Raw genomic sequence first — 24560 nt, forward strand, 5'->3', positions numbered from 1 at the left:
CGTACGCATATCGTCCACCATCACATCTTTACCAAGGCTGTCTTTCACCGCATGCCCTCGCGAGTCCAGTAATTTTTTCAAGCCCACTTTCACCAGCTTTTCCTTTTCAAACTCTTTTTCCTTGACCTGCTCTGGCGAAATGTTGATCTGGCGAAAATTGAGCACAATACCGTAATCATAATCAATCCCTTTCTGCTTGTTGCTGTGGTAAGCCACCCACTTTTCGTTAAGGCCGTAGGTGCTGAAATCGAGCAAATCGGCTTCGAGCTGCGCTGGGATCACCATGTTGGTTTCATTCCGCAGCGAAACGCTCACAAAATCCGTTCCTTTAAATAATGCTTCTTTCGTCAGCTTTTGCACGTCCTTGTAACCTGGATTGATTTGCTCGAGGTACAACAAATCGTCGTAAGCGCGTCTGAAATTTGATTTTTCTTTCGTCGCGAGCAACGCTTTGGTATTGTCATACAGGTATTTTGAAAGCGCATTTTTGCTGTTTACAATCTGCTCAGAATAGTCCTGGAACAGAAATTTTGCCTCGCGGTTGTCCTTCATCATGCGCAAAGGCAACAATGGCCTGATTTTCTCCTGGCGGTCGTTCAGCTTATGATAAGTTGTAAAAACCTGTTCCAGATTTCTTGGGTTGGCGTCTTTGATCAACAGGTCAATTTGCCTCAGGTCACGTTCCTGCGCTTTGGCGTAGGCTTCCTCAAGCATGTAAATGTATGGCTGTTTGCCTTTTTTATTTTTATTGGTCCGCAATGCATTGGCGGCATTGTCAATTGCCCCATCGTAGTCGCCGGACGAAAGCATGCTCTCAGTTTCTTTCACCCCACAGGAAACCAGGATGAAAAAAGAAAATAGGAAGGTAATTTTTCTCATGTTTGTTTTTGGTTTTTTTGTTTTTCAGGAGCTCGTTCCGGCTGTCCGCTATATCTTTTTCTTTCTAAAGAAGAAAGAAAAAGGATGCCGCTGCCATCCGGGCTAGGGAAAACCCTAAAATTGAAGCCTGCGTTCAGGAGCGAATACAGGCCTCCTGTTTATTCAGCTTCGGACGAAAGGCGGCAACAATTTACTGCACACTTCGCCAAATCCAATGCGGACTTCCTTATTTTGGCACCAGCCTTTAAATCGCACGGAGTCATTGTCATTGATGAATTTACGCTCCGTTCCGTCTTTCATTGTAATCGGGTTTTTACCACCCCACGTCAATTCCAGCATTGAGCCAAAACTTTCCGGTGTTGGACCTGAAATGGTTCCGGAGCCCATCATGTCACCTGAATTGACGCGGCAGCCGTTTGAGGTATGGTGCGCCAATTGCTGGCTCATCGACCAATACATATATTTAAAATTGGATTGGCTTACAATAGTTGGTTCGCCATTCTCAGGTTCGATTTCGACTTCAAGGTTAATATCGAAAGCATGTTTTCCTTTTTGTTGCAGGTAGGGAAGCGGCGTCGGGTCCTGTTTTGGCCCTTTCGTACGAAAAGGTTCCAAGGCATCCATCGTTACAATCCAGGGAGAAATTGATGTCGCAAAGTTTTTGGCCAGGAATGGTCCGAGCGGTACGTATTCCCAACGCTGTATGTCACGCGCGCTCCAGTCATTCAGCAACACCATCCCGAAAATATAGTCTTCAGCTTCATGCACCGGGATGTTTTCACCCATGATATTGGCATCAGTGGTAATGAAAGCTGTTTCGAGTTCAAAATCAATAGAACGTGAAGGTCCGAAAACTGGTGTAGACTCACCTAATGGAACCGTTTGCCCCATCGGGCGGTGCACCGGAATCCCCGATGGTACAATGGATGAACTCCTGCCGTGGTAGCCGACCGGAATGTGAAGCCAGTTTGGCAACAATGCATTCTCCGGATCACGGAACATTTTTCCCACATTGGTGGCATGCTCTTTACTCGAATAAAAATCGGTGTAATCGCCGATGAGCACCGGAAGCTGCATCTCTACGTCCTCGATGTTAAAGACGACTGTTTCGCGGTGTTCTTTGTTGTCTTTCAGTTTGTTGTTCTTTACATCAAACAATTCCGCAATGCGGTTTCGTACAAGACGCCAGGTTTTTTTGCCATCAGAGATGAAGTCGTTCAGGGTATCCTGCATAAACATGTCATCGGTGAGTTCAATGCCTTCAAAATAGTTTAATTGCTGTAAAGCCCCAAGGTCAATAGCATAATCACCGATCCTGGTGCCTATGGTAATGACGTCGTCTTTTGTAAGAAAAACACCGAAAGGGATGTTTTGTATCGGGAAATCACTTTCCGGCGGTACGTCCAACCACGACTTTCGGTTTGGATTGTTTGCGGTTATAGGCATTAGCGAATATTTTAGGGTAGTTTGTTTGTTGAAAAATTCAGTTATCAAATATATTATTATATGTGAATTTAACAAACGATTTTTCGTAATTTTGAACCGTTTTTAACAAATCTTATACCATGCAGCACGACCAGGAAATTTTCGACCTGATTCTTGATGAACAGGACAGGCAGATACACGGAATTGAACTTATCGCGTCAGAGAACTTTGTAAGCGACCAGGTCATGGAAGCGGCGGGTTCCTGCCTGACTAATAAATACGCTGAGGGTTACCCCGGAAAGCGCTACTATGGCGGCTGTGAAGTCGTTGATATTGTAGAGCAAATTGCTATTGACCGTGCTAAAGCTTTATTCGGAGCTGAGTATGCGAATGTGCAGCCGCACTCCGGTTCACAGGCAAATACCGCAGTATATTCCGCTTGTCTTCAACCCGGTGATAAGATCCTTGGGTTCGATTTGTCCCATGGCGGTCACCTAACCCATGGTTCTCCTGTAAACTTTTCAGGAAAACTATACCAGCCCGTTTTTTACGGAGTGGAGCAGGAAACCGGACGCTTTGATTATGATAAGATTCAGGAGATTGCCACACGTGAAAATCCAAAGATGATCATCGCAGGTGCGTCTGCTTATTGCCGTGACATGGATTTTGAGCGTTTCCGCAAAATAGCCGATAGTGTAGGGGCTTTACTTCTTGCTGATATTTCCCATCCCGCCGGATTGATTGCGAAAGGCTTGATGAATGACCCGATTCCGCATTGTCATATTGTTACGACTACCACGCATAAAACTTTACGCGGACCCCGCGGTGGGATGATTTTAATGGGTAAGGATTTCGAGAACCCATGGGGATTCACAACGCCAAAGGGTGAAATTAAGATGATGTCAAATCTGCTTGACATGGCCGTTTTTCCCGGAAATCAGGGTGGGCCTTTGATGCACATTATTGCTGCCAAAGCGGTGGCGTTCGGTGAAGCATTGACTGATGAGTTCTTCCGTTATTCGATGCAGGTCCAGAAAAATGCGAAAGCCATGGCAGACGCCTTCATGAAGCGGGATTACAACCTGATATCAGGCGGAACAGACAATCATATGATGTTGATTGACTTGAGAAACAAGGGAATTACCGGAAAAGAAGCAGAAAATGCTTTGGTTAAGGCTGAAATTACGGTAAACAAGAATATGGTGCCTTTTGATGACAAATCGCCTTTCACGACTTCAGGAATACGTATTGGAACGCCGGCGATTACCACAAGAGGATTGGTGGAATCAGATATGGAGGCTGTCGTTGAAATGATCGACAGGGTACTTTCTAACCATACTAATGAAGAGATCATTGCCGAGGTTGGCGAGCAAGTCAATAGCATGATGAGCGAACGCGCGATGTTTGTGTTCTAAACGATGCATCCCTATATATTCAAAAACCCACGCCAGTCGTGGGTTTTTATTTTTTTGGTGTTGTTGAAAAAAATAATCGTAATAATTTTTTCGTACGAAATATTTCTTACCTTTGAAAAACACAATGATGAAAATTAACGAAAACATGCAGGCAGAACCTACAAAATCAGAATTGGAAATTTTACAGGTATTGTGGCAATTTGGCCCCTCTACTGTAAGGTTTGTGAATGACACCTTAAACGAGCAGAAGCGTGCGGTTCAATATACATCAACTTTAAAACTGATGCAGATTATGGCAGAGAAGGAGATGCTTACAACAGATAAATCGAATATGAAGCACATTTACAGTGCCGCTATCGAAGAAAAAAAGACGAAGGGTTTCCTGCTGGAGAAATTTGTAGATAATATGTACAATGGTTCAAGTTCAAGCCTGATGATGCAATTGCTTGGAAACAACAAAACGTCCGCGAAAGAATTAGACGAGATCAGGGCCATGCTGGATAAACTTGAAAACAGGAAATAGCGATGATAGTAAACGACACTTTGGAACAGGCAATTTCGTGGACGCTGATCCACTCGCTTTGGCAGGGCATCCTGCTTGCAGGTTTTTCGGGACTGATTGTCCTGATGACAAAAAGATCTACCTCCTCATTGCGCTACAACCTGCTGTCTGCGCTATTTGTTGTTTTTTTGATTACCGTAGCATTGACATTCTATTACGAATTCACTCCGGGGTCGGAAGCTGGTGTTATTCATCTTCCGCTGGTTTCGAGAACGATTAACGCTAATTTTAATACTGAAACGGTTGGTGACTTATCGGTGTTCATTAATTTCCTCAACCAAAATGCCAATACCATAGCCGTCTTTTGGATGGTAATTGCTGTATTTAAGTTGCTTGGTATTTTTAATGCGTTTGCGAAAATATACAGGATCCGGAATTACAGTACTTTTTTGCCTTCCGCATATTGGACAGATAAGGTGGCAGCCTTGGCATCACAAATCAAGGTGAGCAGGCCGGTTGTGTTGCTTGAATCGGCATTGATAAAGATTCCCTGTGTGACGGGTTACTTTAAACCCATTATCCTGCTTCCGGTTGGCCTGCTTTCAAGTTTGCCACAGGACCAAATAGAAGCCATTCTGTTGCATGAGCTCGCCCACATCAGAAGGAAGGATTACATCATTAATTTATTGCAGCATGTCGCGGAGACCCTCTTTTTCTTTAACCCGTCGCTTTTGTGGCTTTCGTCACTAATCAAAGATGAAAGAGAACACTGCTGTGACGATATTGCGCTTGACACCATAGGCAACAAAACTGATTTTATACACGCCCTGATTTCGTTTGAAGCATACCGTAACCAGATACTGGCCGTCGCTTTCGCCGGAAAGAAAAATCAACTGTTGCAACGTGTGAAACGGATTATTTATGACGATAACAAATCATTAAATTCTGCAGAGAAAACCTTTCTTTCGGTGGGCCTTACCCTGTTTACGGTGTTGATTATTGCATCGGCAGATTTTCAGCTCGGGGGTCGCCGCAGTAAGGTTCCACAACCGAATATCCACAATAGAACTGCAACAGCCACAGATATGGACGTCCAGGATCCGCGAACACCGGTCGTTGTTTCTTCAGCAACATTAAAAAAGGAGAATACTGAACCATTAGGTGCGGAAGAACTTCAAAGGGAGCTGGAGAACCATGCCATCCCTGTTGCCGGAAATAATTATGGATATCCGACAGTGCAAACGGCATCGGTTTGCACACCTGAACCAGCCGCAACACCCGGACCTGTCAATATTTCGAAAACCACCAGTGTTACAACACACACCGTCAATTCAAAAACCAGCACAGCGCACACGTTGGACAGTGAAGTGACCAGTTATGACTCAGACAATCCAAAAAAACGCTGGCATGCCACTTTAAGAACCGGTATTACCGGAGAAGACCTCCCCGACGATATGAATGTCGACCATCTTACCAACAATATAATTTCAGATTTAATCACTGAGCATATCATCAGCGATACCAATGGTCTGTCATTTAGGCTTTCGGACAGCAATCTCATTGTTAATGGGCAAAAGCAATGTGCGACAGTTCACGCCAAACTTAAAAAGAAGTATTTTAAACCAAAAATCAGCGCGATATGTTACAATTATGAATATGCGGGCAACATATAGCCCAGCCGGATAGCCGGAGTTTCAATCATCACTATCAATCAATCATCTCTGCCTGATTTCTTATGAACTAAGGCAATCAAAAAACGAACATTATGAGAAACCTCATACACGCCGCGATATGCCTGTTATTTTCTACAATACTGGCTGCACAGACTGGAAGCATTAGTGGAAAAATCAGCACTACTGAAAACCAGCCTGTCGATGCGGTACTCATTTCCCTGCTTTCAGCAATGGATAAAACGTTGCAAAAAACCACTTTTTCAGAACCGGACGGTACTTTTGTTTTTAATAATTTAGCTGCCGATCAATACCTCATTTCTATTGATGCCGATGGCTTTCAGTCATTTCAAAGCGAACCCATTTCAGTAAACCAGCAGGCTGTGGTCATACCTGTGATTCAAATATCTTCTTCAGCCGACAAAAAGCTGGATGAAGTAGTGATTGTGAAAAAGAAATCTTTTGTTGAAAATAAGATTGACCGGACGGTTGTCAATGTAGATGCGATGATTTCGGCAGCGGGCGCTGATGCGATGGATGTGCTGGAGAAATCCCCCGGAATTTCCATTGACCAAAACGGTGTCATCACGTTTAAGGGGAAAACAGGTGTGTCCGTATTTATTGACGACAAACCCACTTATCTTTCAGGTGCAGAACTGGAAGCCTACCTGAAGTCACTGCCAGCCTCAACACTTAGCCAAATCGAATTTATGACCAACCCTCCTGCAAAATATGAAGCTGCAGGCAGCGCCGGGGTTATTAACATCAAGACCAAAAAGAGCAAGACGAAAGGATTTAACGGCAGCGCAACGTCACGGGTATCTCTTGGAAAGCGCGCCCGAAATCAGAATAGCCTGAACCTGAATTACACCGACGGAAAAATCCGTTTGTATGGAAGTGCCGGTTTTTCTGCGAGTGAAAGCGTTACAGACTTGTTCATCTTCAGGCGGTATAAGAACCCGAATGAAAGTACCAAGACTTTATTTGACCAGAATTCGATACTTACAGGAAAGAACGGTTCCGCAAACATCCGGGCTGGGATTGATTATTATGTGTCAGACAAAACGACTCTTGGGATGAGTCTCAGCGGATTCTCTACTTCGGGGAATAACGCATCAGACGTACGAAGCGTTCTCAAAAATGCCACTTCCGTAATCGATTCGACCATTATTGCAGACAATCTCGAAAAAAAGAAGTTCAGGAATGGCGGCATTACGTTTAATTACAGCCGCGACTTAAATCAAGGTAGAAAGCTTACCGCCGATGCTGATTTCCTGACTTATTCCGACAAAACCGATCAACTGTACAGAAATTATATTTACCAGCCAGACGGAAGTCTCAGCAGCAGTGACCAATCTACCGGAAAACTGCCCTCGAAGATTTCGATTTATGCCTTTAAGACGGATTATTCGCATCCGTTCAAAAACGAAGCTGTATTCGAAACCGGATACAAAGTGAGTTACTCGAAAACCGACAACATTGCCGATTATGCTGATATCATTGGAGGGGTATCAATCCCTAATTTAAGCAACAGCAACCATTTTAAATATGATGAAGTGATTCATGCGGGGTATGCCAATTTCAACAAAAGCTTTAAGCGGTTTTCGTTTCAGGCAGGCCTCAGGCTGGAAAATACTGTATCAAAAGGCAACCAATTGGGCAATGGTACCGCGAATTCCGCTTCGCGTTTTACAAGGTCATATACCAACCTGTTTCCGACTGTTTATTTGATGTATAAGCTTGACTCCATCGGCAACAACCAATTGGTGACCTCCTACGGGAAGCGGATCAACCGTCCTTATTACCAGGACCTGAACCCCTTTTTGAGCCCGTTGGATAAATTCACTTTTTATTCCGGAAATCCGTACCTGAATCCTTCATTTGCACACAATGTGGAATTGTCCTACCGTTATAAAGGCGTTTTCAGTACGACATTGAGCTATGGGGAGTCGAAAGATGAAATCAACGAGACCATTGAGATTAAAGACGAAATCTATTACAGCCGTCCCGGAAATATTGGAAAGAGCCAGTATTTGAGCCTGAATGTGCAATCGGATTTTGAGTTGGCGAAATGGTTTTCGACAAGCCTGTATTCTGAGCTGACTTACAACCGATATAAAAGTGAGCTGTATACCGAAGGCCTGAACTCCAAAGGAACGTTTTTCTTTTTCTCGTCAAATAACCGCTTTACAATAAGCAAAAGCTGGTCGGCTGAACTGAGCGGGCGCTACGGGTCTGAAGTTACCTCGTCCCAATTCACGATCGGGCCACGCGGAAGCGTCAATGTCGGGATCCAGAAAAAAATACTAAAGGACCAGGGAACGCTGAGGCTTGCAGCCAATGATATTTTTTACATGAGCATCACCAATGGGGTGATCAACAACCTTGAACTTACCGACGCGAGCTGGAGGAACAAGCCTGACAGCCGTTTTGTTGCGTTGACATTTACATATGCTTTTGGAAAGATGTTTCAGCCGAAAAGCCAGGAGCGTACGGGTGCAGACAGTGAGCAGAGTAGGGTGAAAGGGTAGAGAAGATTGGGAGTTCGGGAGTTCGGAAGCTCGGAAGTTGTAAATGGTACCTTACTTCCGGTCTTCCTAACTTCTGAACTCATAAACTTTTTAGTAAATTTGCACGATAAAAAAATCAGCATGTCAACCTTCAGATTACAGCTTCCCACAGACCCTCGTTGGGTCAATATCGTCGAAAAGAACATTTCAGAAATCCTGACCGACCACGCCTGGTGTGAGCAAAAGGCTGCTTCGAACGCCATTACGCTGATTACCATCAATTCGGAATTCCCGGATATGGTAACCGACATGCTGGCGTTGGCCAAAGAAGAGCTCGAGCATTTTGATATGGTGCATGAAATCATCAAGAAGCGTGGCCTGAAACTGGGAAGGGAACGCAAGGACGATTATGTGGGTGAACTGGCACAGTACATGAAACGAAGCAATACCGGAAGCAGGGTTTCCGGTTTGGTAGAAAGATTATTGTTTTCTGCCATGATCGAAGCCAGAAGCTGCGAACGGTTTAAAGTGCTTTCCGAAAATATCCAGGACGAGGAATTGTCGGCTTTTTATCGTGAATTGATGGAAAGTGAAGCGGGGCATTACACTACTTTTATCACTTATGCCCGAAAATATGGTCATGGCATCGATGTCGAGCAACGCTGGCGGGAATGGCTGGATTTTGAAGCTTCGGTGATTGCTAAATATGGGAAATCCGAATCAATTCATGGCTAAACGATTTCCGAAACATTCAACTGGAATTACGATTTGATTGACGACGGACTGCTTGAGGCCCCGAAGCTTCGGGGGCAGCGGCATCATTTTTTATTATTGGAAAGTCGTTTTGATTGCAGTGCGCGTGATGAATAAAAGAGATATAGCGGACAGCCCGACCCTCCGGGTCATGCCCAAAACCTAAACACCACATGATCCATATTACTGAAGCGCAAGCCAACGAATTCAACATTATCCAATATATTGTCAATGAGACATGGCCAGTGGCTTATGGCAGGATCCTGTCGAAGGCACAGCTGGACTATATGATCGCGCTATTCTATTCGTTAGAGATGCTGAATGAAAACGTTAAAAACGGTCATCATTTTTATTTCGCGAAAGATGACGATACGGTGCTTGGTTTCCTGGGTATCGAACACAATTATAAAGGAAATCCGGTCACAAGAATCCATAAAATTTACATGCTTCCGGAATCGCAGGGCAAAGGTGTAGGCAAATTGCTTATTGATAAGGCAGCACAACTGGCAGAAGAAAATCAATCAGAGAAGCTCTCGCTAAACGTAAACCGATTCAATCCGGCAAAGGGATTTTATGAAAAACTCGGCTTTGAAAACGTCGGTAGTGAAGATGTCGCCATCGGGAACGGCTACCTCATGGAGGACTATATGATGGAGAAAAAAATCAGGTAACGACGATCTGGTGTCTTGCCAACAATCCTTTTAGTCCGGATTTTGAAAATACAGCTTTACTGAGTTTGGTGCGCGCGGGATCAATGGTATAGTTTCGGCTTAGGCTAAAATCACATTTATTGGCGGTGGCTTTGTCAAATTCGGCCCGATACAGATCGCAATTCGGAAATGCAGCGCCGGTAAGATCGGCAGCCATAAAATCTACAGCGATGAGGCTGCAACCGGAAAAAGAAGTGCCTTTCATTTTCAATGTATAAAACTTGGCAAAATCCAATATGCAATCATTAAATCGGATGTCAAAAATCAGTTTGTCTGCCATGGCAAAATTTACCTCACGAAAACTGCATCGGTTAAAATGTGCCGTTCGGAGCGCTACATAATTAATCTGGGCCTGGTCAAAGTTGCAATCATTAAAAATGCAGTCGATAAAAGTCACACCTACAAAAGCGGAGGCGCTGAAATCACAGTGGTTAAAAATACAACGCTCGAAATCGGTGAAATCGGCGCTGTTTTTTGTATAGGTAATTCCGTTAAAACTGGCTTCAAAAATGTATTGGATGAATGGCACGTCAGGATTTTGTGTAAAGCTACAGCATTCGGATTGTCATACAAAACGAATTTGAAATATTATGGATTGTCCTAAAGCATTACCAGTTTATTTTACCTAGAATTTTAAGAAAATGTATGCTTTTCACGTAACGGTATGTTTGGGAAAAATTGTATTTTACCTTCAGGGAAGGGGAGAGTGCTGTCCCTACGAAAAAACACTACATTACATTACGTCAAATACGTACATTTTGTTAAAACTTGAGTGAGCCATAATAGTTTATTAATTGTGTTTTTTTAAGCATGCTAAATAAGAAAGCCTTTTCGCGGAAACTCCTAAATTTGTGTCATGCAAACTGAAACGCCCACGCCGATACCCCGAAAGGGTTTCATCAGCAAAAATCCGTCATTAAAAATCCGTGAATTCCGGTCGTATCTGACCTTAAGGCTCGGTGTGATCTTCGCACTGAATATGCAGTCCACCACCATTTATTTTTGGGTTTACCAGATGACTAATGATAAATTGTCATTGGGTTTTGTCGGATTGGCTGAGGTCATTCCAGCGATTTGTTGTTCCTTTTTTTCAGGGCATTTTGTCGATCTGAACGAAAAGCGCAAAATGATCACGATTTGCCTGGCAGGGTATATTATCACGGGTATATGCCTATTGCTGCTTGCAGTTCCCATGACTGCACAGCATCTCGGTGCTTCCTGGATGCTCCACCTGATTTATTTTTTTGTGTTTTTAGGCGGGGCGTTGAGGTCATTTTATAGTCCCTCGATGTTTTCACTTTTCGGATTGGTCGTACCCCGTGCTGACTATCCAAACGCCACCGGATGGAGCAGCATGGCGTGGCAGGTCGGCTCCGTATTGGGGCCATTGGCAGCAGGATTTGCGATTGCTTCGCTTTGTATTTTATCGAGCCTTTCCATTGTAGTGGCGCTTGAGTTTTTATTGTTGGTACCGTTGTTTTCCATTGCGGCCAAACCGATCATCAGGAAGGAAAAGGAACGGGTTATGAAAAGTGTGACCGAAGGCTTGCGGTTTGTCTGGAACACGCCGGTATTGCTTTCTGCTTTGACACTGGATATGTTTTCAGTATTATTTGGCGGCGCGGTGGCGTTACTTCCAGTGTACCAGAAGGAAATTTTGCATGTCAACGAGATGGGTTTCGGCTTACTGCGTGCAGCGCCCGGAATTGGGGCGATCATCACCTTAGGATTACTGGCCTTGATTCCCCTTAAAAAGCAACCGGGCCGGAAGTTGTTTATATGCGTGGCTGGATTTGCCATCAGCATCATTGTATTTGGGATTTCGACCAATTTCATACTGTCGTTCTGCATGCTGCTTTTTTCTGGGATGTTTGATGCCGTGAGCGTTGTCATCCGCGGTACGATACTGCAACTGGTGACACCCGACCATATGCGTGGCAGGGTTTCTGCGGTAAACACCATGTTTGTAAGTTCTTCAAATGAACTTGGTGATTTTGAAAGTGGCGTTATGGCGCATTTTTTCGGTGCCGTGCGCGCGGTGGTCATTGGAGGCTGCCTAACGCTGGGTGTCGTGGGCTACACCTTGTTTAGCGCACCGCAATTGCGTAAATTTACTTTTGACGAAAAAAAGCAGGAACATGAATGATACCAATAAAGCGGCTGCGGTTTTCAACAAATACGCAAAAAGCTATCAGGAAAAGTATATGGATTTGGATTTGTATGATGCTACGCTGGATATTTTCTGCGGAAGCGTAGAAAATGACAACGCAAAAATCCTTGACGTGGCCTGTGGTCCGGGAAATATTTCACGATACTTATTAAAAGTCCGTCCTGATTTTCGAATTACAGGAATCGACCTTGCGCCAAATATGATCACTTTGGCTAAAGTCAATGTTCCTGACGCCGAATTTCATGTCATGGATTGTCTTCAAATTAAAAATCTGAACACAAAATATGACGGAATCATTTGTGGTTTTATCTTTCCCTATCTTTCAAAGGAACAGGCTTTTGGGTTTGTGTCCGACGCTGCAATGATGTTGAATGACGGTGGCGTTTTTTATGTGAGCACGATGGAAAGGGATTATAGTGAGTCAAAATTGCAAATGTCCTCAGATGGGCAGAATGGGATTTTTCAGCACTTTTATCTGGCGGAAGATATCATCGAAATGCTGGAGCAAAACGGATTGCTTGTTTTTGACACGCAAAGAATCGATTTTCCAAATCCGGATGGAACCACGACCACCGATATTGTCATTATAGCAAAAAAATAAAGCCCGCTTTTAGGCAGGCTTTTATCAATTCTCAACTGGTTTTATTTATTATTATCGATAATATAATTCAGGACCTTCGTCATTAAATGCACGCGGTCTTTACCCAAAACATTGTGTTTATGCATCGGATACGCAAAGAAATCCATCTGCTTGCCCGCCTCAACGAATTTTTTTATCAGGGCTAAATTTTGCTGCATCACCACCACGTCATCGCTGGTACCGTGAATCAACAATAACTTGCCTTTCAATTGGTTTACATAATTCAGGGTACTTGCTTCATCGAAACCTTTTTGGTTTTCGGCTGGGGTGTCCATGTAGCGTTCGCCGTACATCACTTCGTAATATTTCCAGTCGGTAACCGGTCCACCGGCGACACCTACTTTAAAGGCATCAGGTTTTCTCAACATCAACGATGTGGTCATAAAACCGCCGAAACTCCAGCCATGCACTGCAAGCCTGTTTCCGTCGACATACGGAAGTGATTTGAGGTATTCGACACCTTTTAACTGGTCTTCCATCTCATTGACACCCAATCTTCCGTGAATCACTTTTTCAAATTCGAAACCGCGGTTTTCAGACCCCCGGTTATCCACCGTAAACACAAGGTATCCTTGCTCCGCCATCCAGTACATCCACAAATTCGCGCCGTCGAGAAAGGAATTCGTGATCATTTGTGCATGTGGACCACCATAGACGTAGACCATCACCGGATACTTTTTATTGGGATCGAAATTACTCGGCTTGATCAGGCGGGTGTAAAGATCTGTTGTGCCGTCGGCCGCTTTAATTGTTTTAATTTCAGCAGTACCCATAACATATCCGTCATACTTATTTGTGCTGGTCAGCAGAATTTTCGCTTTGCCTGATTTATCATACAACAAGGACTTCGATGGGGTTGAATGATTGGAAAATTCGTCGAAAATCCAATTGTCGTCGCTGCTTACGGCGACCGTGTGGACGCCTTCCTCTTTGGTCAGCAACGTTTGCTTTCCTTTTAGGTCCACTTTGTAAGCCAGCATGTTCGTAGGATTCGGTCCTGTAGCGTAAAAATATACTTCATTACCGACATGGTTTGTTCCGATAATCTCGCGGGTAACGAATTTATTCTGCGTCAGCTGTCTAATCAACTTGCCTTCAATAGAGTAATAGTACAAGTTGTTAAAGCCGTCTTTCTCGCTCATCCAGATAAAGTTATTTGACCTGGAATCAGGGAAAAATGCCGGATGTTCCGGCTCTACCCAATTGTCGTTTTTTTCTTCCAGTAAAGTCCTTATGAAAGTGCCGGAAGCAGCATCGTACAAATTGAGATGCATGTCGTTTTGCCCGCGATTTAGCGCTGCGATAATTACATATTTTTCATCAGGTGTCCAGGAAAGGTTGGTGAGGTAGTCATCGTTGTTTCCTTCAGGGGTAATAAAAACCGTTTTGCCTGTAGATAAATTGTAAATTCCCACCCGTGGTTTCTCACTTTTCTGACCGATCATCGGATATTTAATGCTGACGAGCTTGCCCGGTGTTTCGTTAATGTCAAGCAGTGGATAATCAGCAACATCATTTTGGTCTTTTTGGTAAAAAGCGAGCAAATTGGATTTTGGAGACCAAAAAATTCCACCGTCGATTCCGAATTCGTTTCTTGCAAAAAACTGCCCGGAAACAATGTCTTCGTCAGACTCATTGGTTACGGTGATTTTCTTACCGGCTTTGTCTAAGATATACAGGTTGTTTTTTTCTGTAAAGGCGATCGCAGTTTTGCTGTTGTCAAAGGTTGCGTTTTCAGCACCTTCCGGAGATTCCAAAACTTTTCTACCGCTTTTTGTTTTAAAATCGTATTCGTAGTATTTGCTGCCTTCGGTAATGAGCAGCGTGTTTGCGTTTTTGAATGTGATACCTGCAAAGGTCTTGAGGTTGGTTGCCAGGGTTTTATTCATTTCGGCTAGCGAAATGAACTCTGATCCCTGTGCATTTTTGCTGTTTGCGGTCATTAATTTCCGGGCACTGTCTTCAAAGTAAACATATTGATCGGAATTTGGAATCCATTGAAATCCCAGCAGTTTGTCTGCGCGGAATTGCCTGTTCTGGCCAAGGACGCCGTCTTCGAGTGTAATTTTTTTGGTCTGCGCGAAACCCAGCGTAACGAGAAAGAAGCTTATCGCCGCAATAGAAATTTTATTCATAAATTTTGTTTAATTAAAAAGGATAGAGACGGCGATTGGTCTGCTATCTCTACCCTTTGTTACATTAATTTTGAAGAATCAAAGGCGTTTTAGACGGTTCCGTCCTCATTTTCCTTATCCAGATATTCCTGTACGATATCGATGGCATTTGTAATCACATCGCTCAAAGCCGTGATGAACGTGCCTTCTTCGGCGATATTCATCGCATGTTTAATTGCGTCAGTCTCTTTATTGATGATTTCATACGTGATGTTTCTTCCGGATTCTGAAATACCTTCCATAATCAGGTTGATGATTTCTTCTTCGCTTCGTCCCCGCAAGTGCTTTTCCTGGCGAATAATGATATGGTCAAACATCCTTGCCGCGATTTTTGCACATTCCCTGATGTCTTCATCTCTCCTGTCGCCAACACCCGCGATAATTCCAATTTTTTTATTGGCTTCGACGCTGGAAAGGTAGTCTTCAACACCTTTATATCCGGAAGCATTGTGCGCGAAATCGATCAGCACTTTAAATTTCTTAAATTCAAAAATATTCATCCTTCCCGGAGTCTGAGCCACACTAGGAATAAAAGTCTGCAACGAAATACTGATGTCCTCCGTTTTAAATCCATAAAGATAACCTGCTAACGTGGCGGCCAGGGCATTGGCAATCATGAATTTTGCTTTACCGCCCAGGGTAAGTGGGACGTGAGTGGCCCGTTCTACCCGTATTTTCCACTCTCCTTTTTTAATGGTGATGAATCCGTTCTCGTAGACTGCCACAATTTTTCCTTCCTTGCTGCATTTCTTCACGAGTTCGTTTTCCTCATCCATACTGAACCAGGCGACGTTGCAGCTCAGTTCCGACGCAATTTTTATGCACTGCTCGTCCTCAGCGTTCAGGATCGCCCATCCTTCTTTTTTGACGCTTTTTACAACGGTACTTTTTACCCGCGCCAAGTCGTCCAGGGTATGGATGTCGCTCAATCCCAGGTGGTCTTCCTGGATGTTTGTAATAATCGCAATATCGCAACGGCTGAAACCAAGCCCGGAGCGTAAAATACCGCCTCGTGCCGTTTCCAGTACCGCGAACTCCACAGTGGGGTCTTTTAGCACATATTCTGCGCTGATGGGTCCTGTAGTGTCCCCTTTCTCCATCATATGGTTTTGGATGTATATCCCGTCGGAGGTCGTAAATCCAACCTTATAACCGTTGTTTTTGACCATGTGTGCGAGCAGACGCGTTGTGGTCGTTTTGCCATTGGTTCCCGTAACCGCAATAATAGGAATGCGACTCGGTTTGCCGGGAGGATACAGCATATCAATTACCGGCGCAGCGACGTTTCTGGGTAGCCCCTCTGAGGGTGCCAGGTGCATGCGGAATCCGGGTGCTGCGTTCACTTCAAGGATACAGCCTCCGTTTTCCTTCAGCGGCTGCGTTAGGTTTTCCGCCATGATGTCGACGCCGCAAATGTCGAGACCGATGACACGCGAAATCCTTTCTGCAAGGAAGATGTTCTCCGGGTGCATCATGTCGGTGACGTCAACCGAAGTACCGCCGGTACTCAGATTTGCAGTGGATTTTAAATAGACGATTTCGCCATTTTTCGGAACGGTTTCCAGCGTATACTGTAACTTTTCCAATAAATCCAAAGTATCCCGATCAACGTCGATTTGCGTCAGCACATTTTCATGGCCGTATCCGCGTCTTGGATCCAGGTTTGTCGTGTCAATCAGGTGTTGGATGGTATCCTTGCCATTGCCTATAACATGTGCCGGCACCCGTTTTGCGGCTGCGACAAGTTTATTGTCAATCACCAAAACCCGGAAATCAAATCCCGTAATGAATTTTTCAACGATAACCCGGCGGCTGTATTTCTGTGCATAGACCAGCCCGGCCTTTGCATCTTCAAAGTTGGTTACATTAATAGAAGCGCCTTTTCCATGGTTTCCATCCAAAGGCTTGATCACAATGGGATATCCGATTTTTTTGATCGTATTTTCGAGGTCTTCATCGTCAACGCAAATGCTTCCGCTGGCTACAGGGATGGAAGCCAATTCCAACATGCGTTTGGTTTCTTCCTTATTACAGGCGATGTCGACGGCAATGTTACTCGTTTTCTGCGTAATGGTTGCCTGGAAGCGCATTTGGTTTACACCGTAGCCGAGTTGTACCAGGGAATTGGTACCAAGGCGGATCCACGGAATGTCACGTGCGACGGCCTCTTCCACAATACTCCCGGTACTGGGGCCAAGACGTACCCGTTCCCGAATTTCACGCATGCGCTGTATGTCGGCTTCCAGATCATAATCGTTTCCGGCAATGAGCGCTTCTGCAATGTTCACTGCTGATTCTGCAGCAAAGAGTCCTACATTTTCTTCGGTGTAACTGAAAACGACATTGTAAATCCCAGGGGTTTTGGTTTCACGGGTTCTTCCGAAACCGGTTTCCATTCCGGCGAGCGTCTGTATTTCCAGGGCGATGTGCTCGATCACGTGTCCCATCCAGGTACCGCGCTCGATGCGGGCGAAAAAGCCGCCACGGGTCCCCTCGGAACAGCGGTGCTCAATCATCGTCGGAAGCAGTGCTTCAATGCGTTCTCTGAAACCTTCGATTTTATTGGTTGGAAATTGCTCCATTTCTTCCAGATCGAGCCGCATCTGGATCAGTTTTTTTCTTTGCACACTCCAGATGTTAGGTCCGCGAAGTGCCTGCACTTTAAGTATTTTCATAAAATCGGTCGGTTTGTTTTTGTTTAATTTGAAACGGGCATACACCTGTTTTTGGACTAAGATAAAATGTATGGTTTTAGTTAAAAAAGTAATAATATAATGGCAACTAAAATAATTTTTTTGGCGAACTAATCAAAATTTAATCTACTAAATGTGGAATATATTTCAGGTTCATAAAAAAAGTAAAAATAAACAGGGCCAAAATTGTGAATTTTAAGTTTTTGGTTATTTTTACAAAATGAACATACGAGGAAAACTAATCATCATTGGGGGTGCAGTGGACAAAGGAAGTTTTACAGAAACGGACCTGGACAAAAATGCAGCCAATAACCTGAACTTTTTTGAGACCGGCATTTTAAAGAGAATTCTCAATGAATCGAAACATAAATCCGATTCCAGAATTGAAGTCATTACCACTGCGTCAAAGATCCCGCGTGAAATCGGGCCGGAATATGTTAAGGCACTCAACTATCTCGGTGCAAAGAACGTAGACGTATTGCATCTCGATAAGCGGGAAATGGCCACACAGCCTGAGTATCTCGAGCGGCTTCGCAATGCCGATGTGGTCATGTTTACCGGCGGAGACCAGTTGCGGCTGACTTCTATTTTAGGTGGAACCCCTTTCCACGATCTTTTGCTCGAAAAGTATTATAACGAAGACTTTATATATGCAGGTACGTCTGCAGGAGCCGCCGCCGCGTCGAATAACATGATCTATCAGGGCAGCAGCTCTGAAGCATTGCTTAAGGGTGAAGTGAAAATTACCAGCGGACTAGGCTTGATTGACGGTGTGATCATTGACACCCATTTTGTGCAACGTGGCCGAATCGGGCGGTTGTTCCAGGCTGTCGTAGGCAATCCGAAGGTGCTGGGAATCGGCCTTGGAGAGGATACCGGTTTGCTCATTAAGAACAATTCCGAAATGGAAGCCATTGGATCCGGACTTGTCATCCTTGTGGATGGACGTGAAATTAAAGATACAAACTTAACCCAGGTGGAACTCGGACAGCCGATTTCGATCAACCATCTCGTGACGCATGTCATGAGCAAATACGACACGTTTGACCTGAAAACGTATAAGATGCACATTCAGTCCTCCCAATATGCTGAAAAATTAAGTTTCCTGTCTGACGACTAAACGCCAATGAAAATAATCATACACGGAGGGTTCTTCTCTGAATCCTCAACGAATTCCGAAACCAAAATTGCGAAACAGCAGGCGCTTTCCCGCATCGCAAAACAGGCCTATGATTTTCTCGAAACACACACTGCGGTAGAAGCCGTGGTCTATGCCGTCAGCCTGCTCGAAGACGACGCATTGTTCAATGCAGGGATCGGTTCGCAAATTCAAAGTGACGGACAAATCCGCATGAGTGCCGCGCTGATTGATGGCTCAACCCAGAAAATGAGCGGTGTCATCAACATCCAGGATGTGAAAAACCCCATTCAGGTAGCGGCCGTGCTGCAGTCTTACGACGATAAGGTTTTGGGTGGCGAGGGTGCTACGGCGTTTGCCCGTAGCCATGGATTTGACTATTTTTCTACTGAAATACCGCAAAGGCGACAGGAATATGAAGCCAAATTGAAAGCAACCGGAACAGGTACTGTGGGTTGTGTTGCCCTCGATAAAGAAGGGAAAATTGCAGCCGCAACGTCTACAGGCGGCAAAGGATTCGAAATCGTAGGCCGCATTTCTGACTCGGCGACCGTGGCCGGCAACTATGCCAATCCCCATTGCGGCGTCTCATTGACCGGTGTCGGCGAAGACATTGTCGGGAATGCCACTGCAGCCAAGATTGTGACGCGGGTGACCGACGGTTTTTCCCTGAAAGACGCGTTTGATAAGACCTTTGCAGAGTTGGCACTACATGATGGATTTGCCGGAGCCATCGCCATTGACCATAACGGGAACATGTACCACCAGGATTCGCATCCCAGCATGGTTTTTGCCAGTTTTGACGGCGAAAACTTACGCTTTTTCCAATAGTTAAAAAAAGCATTCTGGAATAATTTCAAATTGAGAATTTTTTTTATATTTGAAAAAGAAAAAAATGCCGCCCCAGCGCGATCTTCCAGCCTATGAAATATTTTTACTCACTATTATTTTCCCTCAGTTTTTTTTATCATGTTGACGCTCAGGATTATCTTTTTGATAATTCGAATTTTTGGAATTATGGCAATATTGATTTGTCTACTATTTTACCCGGAAAGAAGCTCACCACGACCAGGTCTTCAACAGCAGGTAAGTATACAAATTATGGTGCTGGAAAATTCATAAACAATGGTACTGCGATTCAGGTCATCAGCTCGCCCAATTCATGGGTTGACGGATACGTAAGGCATTACGCGACTTCGGGAAATACCTCGCATGTTTACCCTGTCGGGTCGGAGTCTTTCAAGGCGTTTGTCGGCACAACAGGTGAAATAATAAATCATAGTATCGCTACGGCGTGGCTCAGCGGTGACCCTTCTGGCTTGGCCGGTGGATCACATACCGTTACGGCTTTCACAACGCCGATTACAGCTGTGAGTATATTCGGGCAATGGGATTGGATTGCCAGTTATACTTCGGGAAATGTAAATGTAAGTGTGAAACCTCCACCATCAGCTTATGGGAACGCCGATGTTACAAAACTGAGATTGGTAGGGTGGAATGGAATCAGTTGGATTAATCTGGGTACTTCAGGCTTAAATGCGGGCGTGCTTAGTGGTGTAGTGCCTCCCGGAATTAATGCACTTGGAATAGGAACCGTGTCGACGGGAACCACTTTCAGGATGCAGGGGAATAGACCGGAAATAGAGAAAAGCAAGGACACCTTTGAAATCTTTCCCAATCCTGTCAACAATGGTATCGTTAAGATAAGATACCGGCGCGAACAAAGTGCTCCGGCAAACGTTTTTTTGTTTGCCATCTCCGGACAACTCATCCTCGAAGAAACTGTTAGTTTGGATAAAGATAGCAGCGAAATCTCAATAGATTTACAAAAACTCGCCGCGGGAACATATATTTTACAACTAGTACTACTGGACGGGACCCAATTGATTAACGATGCTAAATTGATTATAAAATAGCCCATAAAAACTTTTCTTTTTTAATAAACCGAAACGATATGAAAAAAATAGCCTTATCACTGTTACTTTTTACCGCAATCACTACCTATTCACAACTTAAGTTAGGTGTTTTTCCAAATTCAATAGCTTCTGGAGCAATTTTTCAAATAAATGGTACAGCTTCGACAGGAGATTATCCGGGGACATTTGTTTTTGATGGAAATGGACGTGTGGGAATTGGGACGGTTACCCCAGGTTCAAATCTTGATATTTTCAGCAATGATACTAAAACGATATTGGCGCTAAGAAATGGTACAGCTAACGCGCATTCTTATTTTTTAAACAGCCAGGGAGGATTACAGCCTTCCAACCCTTATGTAGGGGCTTTCTTTATATGGGATGGAACGGCAAATGCTGACCGCCTAATTATCTATCCTAACGGGAATGTTGGTATTGGAACGGGAGGAATTGCATTTGACAGCAAATTCCAAGTGAACGGGAGCATAGCAGCTAATTCCGTTAGAGGTCCATCCGATAAACGTTTTAAAAAGAATATTGTGTTGCTTAAAAATTCGTTGTCCAAGATATGTTCCCTGAATGGATACAATTACGAATGGCGCCAGTCTGAATTTCCAGACAGAGAATTCAATAAAGGCAAGGATATGGGGCTCATAGCGCAGGAGGTAGAGCAGGTTTATCCGGAAGTAGTATTTACTGCCAGTGATGAAATGAAATCTAAGTCAATTGATTATACCAAACTTATTCCCGCTTTGGTAGAATCAATTAAGGAACTTAAAGTGGAAAATGACACCCTTAGAAAGGAAGTTGAGGCTTTGAAGGCCAGGTTAGATGCAAGAAAATAGGCTATGAAAAAGTTAATATTATCAACAATGCTTTTCGTCTCCCTTGTTGTAAACGCGCAGCATACCAATGAGGCAATAGCAAGTGGGTATTGGAATGGTTACAATACCTGGTACGGGAATCTTTTTTACAATAATGCTGCCACAGATGTGACGGTGATTGACAATGGCGTGACGGTCGTACAGAACATTCCTACCGTCTACACTAAAGAAATTACGTTTTACGGGAACGGTGAAATTATCTTGAGAGGCAATAATGAAATCAAATTTCTAGGTTCAGCAGCTAATGTTACGGGCAGCAATATAATTGATGATGTTGCCGTGGATTTTTCTAATGCTATAACAACAAAAACGTTGTCAGGTTTTCTACAGGGCCTTACGAATTACCCAACCTTTCCGACGGTAGCGGTTACTGCTCCTTTGAAACCGGGATTGATGAGGCAATGGGATACAATCAAATATCACGCTTCTAATGCCATAAATGACGGGGTGAAGGTGCACATGTGTGCTGGGGACCACTATCAAAGATCATCACACAATTATATTGCGCCTGCGTTAACTCCACCGTCAGCATATCTCGATAACTTGGATTTATTACTCGATTGGGGATATAATAACGGGTTGCCGCGTCCAAACATCGTTTGGGAATGCTGGAACGAACCCAACTTCTACAAATTTTGGACTCCGGGCGATGTTGAAGTCACCAAGACGGAAAATCGCCATTTATCGTTAGAAAACGATGTTTCGTATTGGGCGCCAAAGAAAAAGGAGGAATTTTTTGAAACCTACAAAGTATTTTATCATCGGGTATATGATAAACTGGGCGCCTCTGCAAAGGTTGCAGGCCCAAGCATTGGTACTTTCAACGCGCAGTATTTAAAAGAGTTCTTTGACTATTGCCTTTTGAATGATCTTGAAGTGAATGTGGTTACGTGGCATGAAATCGATTATGCATTTGGAGATCATTTAGGTGACCGTACCAAAATACCTTACATTCCCATAAGTTCTATTAAAGGCCATGTTGATTATATCAGGACAAACTTCATGAATAATCCAGCCTATAGCAAACTGAAGATAGAAACTATTGAGATTAATGAAATTGTGAATTATCGGTATCGTACTAATCCCGCCGCCGGAGCCAGTTATCTGGACGCTTTGGAAAGGGCAGGAGTAGCAAGCGCGGCAAAGGCGTGTTGGGAGGAACCTGGTACGCCTGCACATTGTTGTAATGCTTGCGATTCAGATACCTTCAATCACTTATTTGTGCATAATACGCACGAGCCAACAGCTGCTTATTGGTTGTATAAATATTATGCTGATGGGGTTGCTGGCCGTGTTAGCACTGTAAAGGCTAATGAGGACAGCGCGGTCCTGTCAAGTAAAAATGTTCCGGCATTCGCAGCGAGCGCAAATCATCCTCAAATTTCGGTCGGTCAGGTATTATTCGGCTACTACAGTTTCGGTGAAGAAAATACGCCAGCCCCTGCTGCCGGTGTTTTTGATTTTACGTTGAATAACATAAGCGCTATTGTAGGCTCGTCAACCACTTGCTACATCACAATTAAGAAGATCGCTAATACCAATGCGGAGTCAGCTAGTCTTCCCGTAACGGATGCTGTGTATTCCAATTATCCTGTTTCCATCGTTTATGGGACGGTTTTCCTTCAGCTTCCTGTTGAAAAGGACGCGTTATACCAATTAATAATCTCTCAGGTTCCAATACAGTTGTGATCGGTTGATGGTTTCACCACAATCAAATTGGAAGCATCAATACCTTATTGCTTTAACGTATTTTAGGGATTCCTGTCTCGTAGCGCGCTAAAAGGTTTTAAGCCGGCGCATTGGTGCTGGATGCGGCGATAATTTCATTGATCGTTGAATTAGTTAGAAACATTACGAACGGTGTCTGCGGGCGGTGTCCTGAATGGGCCAATCGCGCTGTTGCCCCGGCCAGGTTCGCGAAAGCAACCCTCCGGCTGGCGGAAGCATTCATCCGGCACCCGGAAGCACTCAACAGGGACACGGAAGCACTCAACTGGGACACGGAAGCATCCGTCAGGGACACGGAAGCATTAATCAGGGACACGGAAGCATTCATCAGGGACACGGAAGCATTCATCAGGGACACGGAAGCATTCATCAGGGACACGGAAGCATTCATCAGGGCATGGAAAACGCTTCCCACCGCCGGGAAACTGCTTCCCAACTGTTTTTCTTTGGAGTATCCTGAAAATCTTCTTCAAATCCCGATGTGCGGTATAATGATCCGTCAGATATTGGCCTTACAGCGCGGGGCTGCCACACCACCGCTGTCGGCCAGCAAGCCCATACCGACCGGTGCATTTCGTCGAACGATACAATTGTTTCATTTACTATAAAGATTATAGTTGCCTATGTAGTGCCGTAGCGTTATTTTTGCAACAATCATTCAAAAGGATGGGATTTAAATTATGGGAACGGATAATGACAATGAGTGGTACCGGATTAACGAGAAACTGTATCCGTGTGCGACGAGCATCACGATGGGGTACATTGGTGGGAAATGGAAAATGGTGATCTTGTTTCACTTAAAAGAACAAACACGGCGTTATAACGAGTTGCGGAAGCTGATGCCCGTGGTCACGGAGCGGACGCTGAGCCTGCAATTGAAGCAACTCGAGGAAGATGGCGTGGTACGTCGGGTGGTCTATACCGGGAAACCGCCGCTTCGGGTGGAGTATTCGCTGACTGATTTTGGGAAAACGTTGATTCCGGTATTGGATGCGCTGGCAGGCTGGGGGCGTCTCGTAGCGAAGGAGCGGGGAGAAGTCGTCCGGATCAGCAAGGGATGACCGTCACCACGGCGCTGCGATAGCGATCGAAGCAAGCTGCCGTGCAGCGCGGAGAGCGCGGGCCGGAGGCATCGCCATAAAAATAAAAAACCCGCTCAAAGGAACGGGTTTTTATATGGTGGTTGACTGCTTAGTAATTAAATATTTCTTCGAGTGTCACTTCTTCGACGTCTCCGAGCTTTTTGAGCGCTTCAAAATCGAGGTTCTCTTTTTTACCGATGATGGCCGTGTTGTATTTTTTCGGCTTCACTTCAGCGGTGAAAAAGTTGTTCGTCTGGTCGAGCGTCAGGGTCTT

Annotated in this window: 20 protein-coding genes; 15 read left to right on the forward strand and 5 right to left on the reverse strand. The window is 44.5% G+C overall.

Annotation, left to right across the window (positions count from 1 at the left end):
• Positions 1 to 879 (reverse strand): hypothetical protein (locus CFE23_RS14975; protein WP_291089707.1); only part of this gene is annotated, 879 nt, incomplete at its 3' end.
• 162 nt (positions 880 to 1041) lie between these two features.
• Positions 1042 to 2325, reverse strand: a complete 1284-nt coding sequence (fahA, locus tag CFE23_RS14980) for a fumarylacetoacetase (protein WP_291089710.1) — start codon at positions 2323 to 2325, stop codon at positions 1042 to 1044.
• A 119-nt stretch (positions 2326 to 2444) separates the two neighbouring features.
• Here fahA and glyA point away from each other — a divergent pair, with 119 nt between their 5' ends.
• The 6 genes from glyA (at position 2445) to CFE23_RS15010 (ending at position 9825) form a co-directional block, all read left to right on the forward strand.
• Complete coding sequence (gene glyA / locus CFE23_RS14985) at positions 2445 to 3719, forward strand: serine hydroxymethyltransferase (protein ID WP_291089715.1); 1275 nt, start codon at positions 2445 to 2447, stop codon at positions 3717 to 3719.
• A 124-nt stretch (positions 3720 to 3843) separates the two neighbouring features.
• Positions 3844 to 4242 (forward strand): BlaI/MecI/CopY family transcriptional regulator, encoded by a 399-nt coding sequence (locus tag CFE23_RS14990; protein ID WP_291089718.1) that lies wholly within the window; start codon positions 3844 to 3846, stop codon positions 4240 to 4242.
• Between the two features lie 2 nt (positions 4243 to 4244).
• Positions 4245 to 5894 (forward strand): M56 family metallopeptidase, encoded by a 1650-nt coding sequence (locus CFE23_RS14995; protein WP_291089721.1) that lies wholly within the window; start codon positions 4245 to 4247, stop codon positions 5892 to 5894.
• A 92-nt stretch (positions 5895 to 5986) separates the two neighbouring features.
• Entirely contained in the window at positions 5987 to 8422 is a 2436-nt protein-coding gene (locus tag CFE23_RS15000) for an outer membrane beta-barrel protein (protein WP_291089723.1), read from the forward strand.
• A gap of 120 nt (positions 8423 to 8542) precedes the next feature.
• Positions 8543 to 9136, forward strand: a complete 594-nt coding sequence (locus tag CFE23_RS15005; RefSeq protein WP_291089726.1) for a tRNA-(ms[2]io[6]A)-hydroxylase — start codon at positions 8543 to 8545, stop codon at positions 9134 to 9136.
• A 191-nt stretch (positions 9137 to 9327) separates the two neighbouring features.
• Positions 9328 to 9825 carry a GNAT family N-acetyltransferase gene (locus CFE23_RS15010; protein WP_291089729.1) on the forward strand — a complete coding sequence of 166 codons (498 nt, stop codon included), beginning with the start codon at positions 9328 to 9330 and terminating at the stop codon, positions 9823 to 9825.
• Here CFE23_RS15010 and CFE23_RS15015 read toward each other — a convergent pair.
• Positions 9818 to 10393, reverse strand: a complete 576-nt coding sequence (locus CFE23_RS15015; protein ID WP_291089732.1) for a pentapeptide repeat-containing protein — start codon at positions 10391 to 10393, stop codon at positions 9818 to 9820. The genes CFE23_RS15010 and CFE23_RS15015 overlap by 8 nt on opposite strands.
• 327 nt (positions 10394 to 10720) lie before the next feature.
• Between CFE23_RS15015 and CFE23_RS15020 the strand changes: the two genes are divergently transcribed.
• Both CFE23_RS15020 and CFE23_RS15025 read left to right on the forward strand, forming a co-directional pair.
• Positions 10721 to 12010 (forward strand): MFS transporter, encoded by a 1290-nt coding sequence (locus CFE23_RS15020; RefSeq protein ID WP_291089735.1) that lies wholly within the window; start codon positions 10721 to 10723, stop codon positions 12008 to 12010.
• Positions 12003 to 12635, forward strand: a complete 633-nt coding sequence (locus tag CFE23_RS15025; protein WP_291089738.1) for a class I SAM-dependent methyltransferase — start codon at positions 12003 to 12005, stop codon at positions 12633 to 12635. The genes CFE23_RS15020 and CFE23_RS15025 overlap by 8 nt, the downstream gene beginning before the upstream one ends.
• 41 nt (positions 12636 to 12676) lie before the next feature.
• Here CFE23_RS15025 and CFE23_RS15030 read toward each other — a convergent pair whose 3' ends face one another.
• The gene (locus CFE23_RS15030; protein WP_291089741.1) at positions 12677 to 14809 is read right to left on the reverse strand and encodes a DPP IV N-terminal domain-containing protein; all 2133 of its coding nucleotides are present in this window, start codon (positions 14807 to 14809) and stop codon (positions 12677 to 12679) included.
• A gap of 89 nt (positions 14810 to 14898) precedes the next feature.
• Positions 14899 to 17523 carry a cyanophycin synthetase gene (cphA, locus tag CFE23_RS15035; protein ID WP_291089744.1) on the reverse strand — a complete coding sequence of 875 codons (2625 nt, stop codon included), beginning with the start codon at positions 17521 to 17523 and terminating at the stop codon, positions 14899 to 14901.
• Positions 17524 to 17761: 238 nt separating this feature from the next.
• Here cphA and CFE23_RS15040 point away from each other — a divergent pair, with 238 nt between their 5' ends.
• The 7 genes from CFE23_RS15040 (at position 17762) to CFE23_RS15070 (ending at position 24265) form a co-directional block, all read left to right on the forward strand.
• On the forward strand, positions 17762 to 18661 hold the full coding sequence (locus tag CFE23_RS15040) for a cyanophycinase (RefSeq protein ID WP_291089747.1): 900 nt from the start codon (positions 17762 to 17764) through the stop codon (positions 18659 to 18661).
• Between the two features lie 6 nt (positions 18662 to 18667).
• On the forward strand, positions 18668 to 19510 hold the full coding sequence (locus tag CFE23_RS15045; RefSeq protein ID WP_291089751.1) for an isoaspartyl peptidase/L-asparaginase: 843 nt from the start codon (positions 18668 to 18670) through the stop codon (positions 19508 to 19510).
• 92 nt (positions 19511 to 19602) lie between these two features.
• Entirely contained in the window at positions 19603 to 20595 is a 993-nt protein-coding gene (locus CFE23_RS15050) for a T9SS type A sorting domain-containing protein (RefSeq protein ID WP_291089753.1), read from the forward strand.
• A 38-nt stretch (positions 20596 to 20633) separates the two neighbouring features.
• Positions 20634 to 21437 carry a tail fiber domain-containing protein gene (locus CFE23_RS15055; RefSeq protein ID WP_291089756.1) on the forward strand — a complete coding sequence of 268 codons (804 nt, stop codon included), beginning with the start codon at positions 20634 to 20636 and terminating at the stop codon, positions 21435 to 21437.
• A 3-nt stretch (positions 21438 to 21440) separates the two neighbouring features.
• On the forward strand, positions 21441 to 23165 hold the full coding sequence (locus CFE23_RS15060) for a hypothetical protein (RefSeq protein WP_291089759.1): 1725 nt from the start codon (positions 21441 to 21443) through the stop codon (positions 23163 to 23165).
• Between the two features lie 137 nt (positions 23166 to 23302).
• The gene (locus tag CFE23_RS15065) at positions 23303 to 23812 is read left to right on the forward strand and encodes a hypothetical protein (protein ID WP_291089761.1); all 510 of its coding nucleotides are present in this window, start codon (positions 23303 to 23305) and stop codon (positions 23810 to 23812) included.
• 72 nt (positions 23813 to 23884) lie between these two features.
• Positions 23885 to 24265 (forward strand): helix-turn-helix domain-containing protein, encoded by a 381-nt coding sequence (locus CFE23_RS15070; protein WP_291089764.1) that lies wholly within the window; start codon positions 23885 to 23887, stop codon positions 24263 to 24265.
• Positions 24266 to 24560 lie beyond the last annotated feature (295 nt).

The sequence above is a fragment of the Flavobacterium sp. BFFFF1 genome (genome assembly GCF_002256285.1).
In the GTDB taxonomy this organism is placed as follows: Bacteria; Bacteroidota; Bacteroidia; order Flavobacteriales; family Flavobacteriaceae; genus Flavobacterium.

Excerpts from the sequence above, each read along its gene's own strand:
- fahA (WP_291089710.1), bottom strand. The coding sequence starts at position 2,325 with ATGCCTATAACCGCAAACAATCCAAACCGAAAGTCGTGGTTGGACGTA.
- glyA (WP_291089715.1), top strand. The coding sequence starts at position 2,445 with ATGCAGCACGACCAGGAAATTTTCGACCTGATTCTTGATGAACAGGAC.
- CFE23_RS14990 (WP_291089718.1), top strand. The coding sequence starts at position 3,844 with ATGATGAAAATTAACGAAAACATGCAGGCAGAACCTACAAAATCAGAA.
- CFE23_RS14995 (WP_291089721.1), top strand. The coding sequence starts at position 4,245 with ATGATAGTAAACGACACTTTGGAACAGGCAATTTCGTGGACGCTGATC.
- CFE23_RS15000 (WP_291089723.1), top strand. The coding sequence starts at position 5,987 with ATGAGAAACCTCATACACGCCGCGATATGCCTGTTATTTTCTACAATA.
- CFE23_RS15005 (WP_291089726.1), top strand. The coding sequence starts at position 8,543 with ATGTCAACCTTCAGATTACAGCTTCCCACAGACCCTCGTTGGGTCAAT.
- CFE23_RS15010 (WP_291089729.1), top strand. The coding sequence starts at position 9,328 with ATGATCCATATTACTGAAGCGCAAGCCAACGAATTCAACATTATCCAA.
- CFE23_RS15020 (WP_291089735.1), top strand. The coding sequence starts at position 10,721 with ATGCAAACTGAAACGCCCACGCCGATACCCCGAAAGGGTTTCATCAGC.
- CFE23_RS15025 (WP_291089738.1), top strand. The coding sequence starts at position 12,003 with ATGAATGATACCAATAAAGCGGCTGCGGTTTTCAACAAATACGCAAAA.
- CFE23_RS15030 (WP_291089741.1), bottom strand. The coding sequence starts at position 14,809 with ATGAATAAAATTTCTATTGCGGCGATAAGCTTCTTTCTCGTTACGCTG.
- cphA (WP_291089744.1), bottom strand. The coding sequence starts at position 17,523 with ATGAAAATACTTAAAGTGCAGGCACTTCGCGGACCTAACATCTGGAGT.
- CFE23_RS15040 (WP_291089747.1), top strand. The coding sequence starts at position 17,762 with ATGAACATACGAGGAAAACTAATCATCATTGGGGGTGCAGTGGACAAA.
- CFE23_RS15045 (WP_291089751.1), top strand. The coding sequence starts at position 18,668 with ATGAAAATAATCATACACGGAGGGTTCTTCTCTGAATCCTCAACGAAT.
- CFE23_RS15050 (WP_291089753.1), top strand. The coding sequence starts at position 19,603 with ATGAAATATTTTTACTCACTATTATTTTCCCTCAGTTTTTTTTATCAT.
- CFE23_RS15055 (WP_291089756.1), top strand. The coding sequence starts at position 20,634 with ATGAAAAAAATAGCCTTATCACTGTTACTTTTTACCGCAATCACTACC.
- CFE23_RS15060 (WP_291089759.1), top strand. The coding sequence starts at position 21,441 with ATGAAAAAGTTAATATTATCAACAATGCTTTTCGTCTCCCTTGTTGTA.
- CFE23_RS15070 (WP_291089764.1), top strand. The coding sequence starts at position 23,885 with ATGGGAACGGATAATGACAATGAGTGGTACCGGATTAACGAGAAACTG.